Here is a 5,078-nt window from a genome sequence, read left to right on the forward strand (position 1 = left end):
TTTTACTATATTTAAGGTTTTTCCTTTGCTTCTTCCTTCTTCCTTCTTCCTTACCTTCTCTATACAATACCGATGCTACCGGACATAATATTATGTCTAACTTTGTCCAATTATTTTAATACGGTTGATAACCCCACCAAGGGCTAACTTCTAACACCCCTGTTGGGGTTAAAATGACCCTAAATAATCCAAACTGCTTTTGCTTTTGGGAAACAGCTTTATTCTTAGCAGAATCAACTAACCTGGGTAGAGGAGTTTCCAAAACATAATATTTAGCAGATTGATTCATTGCTTCATAACTAACGATCGCCCCATCACCATCTACCCTAACGCGATATTCCAAATCTTCATACCATCTAGGTGTTTCTCGCCAACTCTGATTGATTTGCTGATACAACTTTTGATTCAACTCTTCTAGTTTCGCTATTTCCTGAACTTCTTGGAAAATCATCTCAGGTTTGGCGTTACACTCACTACCGTGACATTCATCATCTTTCACTTTTGACTGGTCGGATGATTTTGTGACTGAGACAGGCCATACTTTAATAGTTTCATCGGCACTACCACTGGCTAAAGTTTGCCCATCCGGACTAAAACCAACAGACCAAACAGGTTTAGTGTGACTTTGATATGTTTCAATTAATTCTTGAGTTTTTACCTGCCACAGATGGATTTTCTTGTCATAACTACCACTAGCTAAAGTCTCCCCGTCCGGACTGAATGCAACAGACAAAACTGCTTTTGAATGCCCATTAAAAATTCCAATTTCTTCGCCTGTCTCTGCTTGCCATAGCTTTATACTTCTATCTTGACTGCCAGTAACTAGAGTTTTTCCCTTGGGGGTATATGCGATCGCCCAAATAGGTCGAGAATGGGCAGTCAAAGTATATTTTTCTGTTCCAGTTTTCACCTCCCACATTTTGAGTTTTCCATTTTTGCCACCACTAGCTAAAGTTTGACCATCTGGGCTAAAAGCCAGGGAAACTACAGAGCTAGAATGCTGTAAACGCAAGATTTCTATTCCAGTTTTTAGACTCAGTAACTTAATAATACCGCTATAACTACCAATTCCTATCGTTTCTCCATTGGGAGAGATCGCAACTGCTTTGACATCGTCAGCATTAAGATTAATACTGCGAATAAGATTTCCATTACTAAGATTCCACAATTTAATACAATCATCCCAGCTACCACTGACAAGAATTTTCCCATCAGGAGTGATTGCCAGAGATTCGACTGCATCAGCGTGAGCTGCAATAGTATGGATTAATTTTCCACTAGGTAAATGCCAAATTTTTATTGTACCGTCATAACTGCTACTAGCTAGGGTCTGTCCATCTGAACTAATTGCAACTGAATAAATCCAAGTTGAATGACCTGATAAAGTTTGTAGAGGCTTGTTTTTTTCTGCTAATAGATGGTTTGTTTGTTTTGTTTTTGTTGATAGTAACTGCTGCCAATTTATTCCTTCTATTCTTTTAATTACAAGGGTTGTTGCTATCGCTGTAATTACTGCTGTTAGGGCTATTGTTGTGGTAGATTTCCAGATAATTTGTTTTGATTGCATAATTTTTCAATGACGTACATATCAAAAATCAACTAATATAATACCAATTCACTTTAAAGATGTCACAAATAGTTTGAAACCCCCTATGTGAAATAATTTCCTGAAATTACTCTGGCATCAAAGTTTTGAGCTGATAAAATCTTAATGCATGAATGCATGACTTTTAATTTCGGTGAAACAGTATAAGCATTCAGCCGTCACCTCGTGAGGTTATTAATTCATTATTTTGCCAGGAGGAATTAGTTTCCCAGAAGAATTAAAAGTTATTCAGAAAAATATCATCAGCTAACCGAAGTCAAGTTATTACGTTCAAAAGCTATTTGCGTAGCATTCCGTAGGAAAAGCTGAACGCTGAATGTTTACCAACTAATTAGACATCTCCAAAAAAGATATAGACTTTTTGCTAGAGTAGGGAACAGGGAACAGGGAACAGGGAACAGGGGATGTATTTTCACGAAAAAAATACGAAAAATGATTTTGTCACTTAATTTTACAACTCTAACTTATCTTAAATAAAGAGCCAGTTTATTTTATGGAGATGTCTATCATGTTATGTTTGATGTTACACCTGCCAATTTTACCTAAACTTTTAATGAGTTTTTCTTGTATTCTATCCACTTTCTAATTAAGAATAAAATAGTTATGCCCAGACTAGCAATGATTCCTAATGGAGTGATATAAGTCCAATGTCCAAACATTTTTTCACTAATATGCCACATTAATAGAAACATTAATATGTAGGTTAACTGATGCATTCTCCGCCAATTTTTTTTCAATTTTTTCACACTCCAGTCATTAGAAGTAATGGCTAATAATGTAAAAATACTCAGTATAACTATTCCTTGTGAATAAATTAAATAAGATTTAAGGTCAAATACATCAAAGCTTCTTTTCATAAATAATAAAATCCCATGAGCTGCACCTAATAAGAATGAAATAACCCCGATTTGACGGCGATATTTGAGTAATATTTTGGGGATATTGGTCTTCTTAGTAACAGGAAAAACTATTCTGAGAATTGTGGGTAACAAAGTAATAATATAGGCAAATAAAGCTAAAAATCCCAGATAACTAGCAAAATTTGGTGTGTTAATTATGAAGTTTTCCATTTCTGTAATTCCGTGATAGTTTATTTGATTGAATAGGTCTGAGCCAATGAATGTAAAATGGCTTAAACCTATATACAGCCTATTGCATATAAATGTGGTATACTGATTCTAGTAGATCGGCGCAACAAAAATAAAACCTTAATTTGATACTTGAAAAACTCGTATTAAAGCTACTGCTACTGTACTACATTAACCTGGAATCCACTGTATATTAAAGAACAAATTTTGTAGTATACTTATACTATAAAAGCATTTTTAACGAATAAAGTGGATTACAACCTCCATTATTAATAATTATTATTAATAGTTTGTGTAATATGTATTTTTACCTATAAATTTTATGGTTATTACTAGGCAAGGCTTTCAACGGCTAGCCTGAGATACTACATTTTGACGTGCAGAATATAGGTTAAAGAACACCTTAATTACAATATAATACCATTAGTCATATAAGCTTTTGATGCTATTCTTAAGGTATTTTTTGCTAAAGTTCCTCTAGATCAGTCTAGTATAAACAACTTTTTTCCCTAATTCAGAGGAGTCGATCGCTAAAGCCACATTTCTACTATATACATAAGTGAGAAAAGTGGCAACAGGAGATTGTAAATTTTCGTAGTGCATCAAGAAAGTATAGGATATCCTAACTCATATAAGCTTTTAATGCTATTTTTAAGGTATTTTTTGCTAAAGTCCCTCTAGATTAGTCTAGTATGAACAACTTTTTTTCCTAATTCAGAGGAGTTGATCGCTAAAGTCGCATTTTTATTGTATACATAAGTGAGGCAAACGGCAACAGGAGATTGGAAATTTTCGTAGTGCATCAAGAAAGTATAGGATATCCTAACTCATATAAGCTTTTAATGCTATTTTTAAGGTGTTTTTTGCTAAAGTCCCTCTAGATCAGTCTAGTATGAACAACTTTTCGTAGTGCATCAAGAAAGTGTGGGATATCGTAAAATGGTAATGGAACGTACTCTATAGAACCCATTTGGTATCTTTTTCAAGCTAAATTAGCTTCTGAAGTAGCTAGTGTATCGAGCAATTTTAGGCTAGGTAATGGCCTTTGGGAACTATCCCTCTTCTATCACTCTCTGGTTTTTTCTATTATTTTAACTTCCTGGAAAGGAGCTATAACAAGACATACAAAGTTTGATCGTCGAATTTTGGCAATTTCACTGCTCTCAGGAATTTCTAGGAAGAAAAAAGCTGGCGATCGCCTGATATACAAAAGCTCTAGAATTTAGAAATTACAAGAGTTTTCGGAGAGTGACAAAAGAGGGCTATTTATGCCAATAATGATTAAACCAAGAAACTTTCAACAATTAATAATTAGGGTTTGCTTATGGAAAGTATGAGTGGTAGGGGTAGGAGACAGGAGACAGGAGACTCGAGACAGGAGAAATGGAAATTATAGAGGAGGTAGTCGTAAAAATTGTCCCAATATTTTTCTGCCATAATCATCCCAAAATACTAGCATGCATGAGCTTGAGAGACCGAAACAGGCGCACTTTTTTAGACCCAAAAAGGCACTTACTAATATCTATCAGTGCTTTGATATTTAATCAGCAAGCCCTAATTAATAATTAATAATTAATTATTAATTATTACCTCTCCTTGAAAACGAATAGGTTTGAATCTTCATCTTTTAAGCTTGTTTTTGTTTCCAAACTTTCCAACTTGTATAAACAAGTAATCCTGTAGCACTAAAAGCATAAATTGTACCACTAGGAATACCTGAAAAAGCCATGGCTAAACTTCCTACCCAAAGTGTTAGTGAGTAAATAAAAAAAACTGTCAATCTTTGGGATAAACCAGCATCTAATAAACGATGATGTAGATGGCGTTTATCTGCAATAAAAGGAGATTTACCGTTTCGTAAACGGCCTAGAATTACTGCAGACATATCTAGAATTGGTACGGCTAGAATTAGATATGGCAAAACAACAGAAGTAACTACTGTAGTTTTTACCAAACCTATTACTCCCACTCCTGCAAGAGTAAATCCTACATAATAAGCTCCTCCATCTCCCATAAATATTTGGGCTGGATTAAAGTTATAACGGAGGAAACCTAATGTTCCACCAGCTAAAGCTGCTGCTATTAAAGCTGCTGCTGGTTGATCCATAAAGATACTAACAATTAACATTACAAAAGCTGCAATACCAGAAACACCAGCAGCCAAACCATCTACACCATCAATCCAATTAATAGCATTTGCCATACCTACTAACCAAATCACAGTTATAGGCCAGCTTAATATATTAATATGTACTAATCCATAAAAAGGAATAGTTAGAAACTCTATATGTACTCCAACTATCCAGGCCATACTAGCAGCAATTACTTGCATAAATAACCTGAATAGTGCTGATAAACCAAACAAGTCATCTGCTAAACCAATA

At 34.7% G+C, this 5,078-nt stretch carries 4 protein-coding genes; all 4 read right to left on the reverse strand.

The annotated features are described in order from the left end of the window. Positions 1-115 precede the first annotated feature (115 nt). Positions 116-1,567: a WD40 domain-containing protein gene (locus tag F6K22_RS31095; protein WP_293107152.1), complete on the reverse strand. Its 1,452-nt coding sequence runs from the start codon at positions 1,565-1,567 to the stop codon at positions 116-118. A gap of 581 nt (positions 1,568-2,148) precedes the next feature. Next, entirely contained in the window at positions 2,149-2,676 is a 528-nt protein-coding gene (locus F6K22_RS31100; protein WP_293107155.1) for a ferric reductase-like transmembrane domain-containing protein, read from the reverse strand. A gap of 495 nt (positions 2,677-3,171) precedes the next feature. Beyond that, positions 3,172-3,297 (reverse strand): hypothetical protein, encoded by a 126-nt coding sequence (locus F6K22_RS31105; protein ID WP_293107157.1) that lies wholly within the window; start codon positions 3,295-3,297, stop codon positions 3,172-3,174. 1,024 nt (positions 3,298-4,321) lie between these two features. Beyond that, on the reverse strand, positions 4,322-5,078 hold a 757-nt coding region (locus F6K22_RS31110; RefSeq protein WP_293107160.1), incomplete at its 5' end, for an MraY family glycosyltransferase.

Source organism: Okeania sp. SIO2F4 (assembly GCF_010672385.1).
Classification (GTDB): Bacteria; Cyanobacteriota; Cyanobacteriia; order Cyanobacteriales; family Microcoleaceae; genus Trichodesmium.

Coding starts and splice junctions, on each gene's coding strand:
- F6K22_RS31100 (WP_293107155.1), bottom strand. CDS start 2,676: ATGGAAAACTTCATAATTAACACACCAAATTTTGCTAGTTATCTGGGA.
- F6K22_RS31105 (WP_293107157.1), bottom strand. CDS start 3,297: ATGCACTACGAAAATTTACAATCTCCTGTTGCCACTTTTCTCACTTAT.
- F6K22_RS31095 (WP_293107152.1), bottom strand. CDS start 1,567: ATGCAATCAAAACAAATTATCTGGAAATCTACCACAACAATAGCCCTA.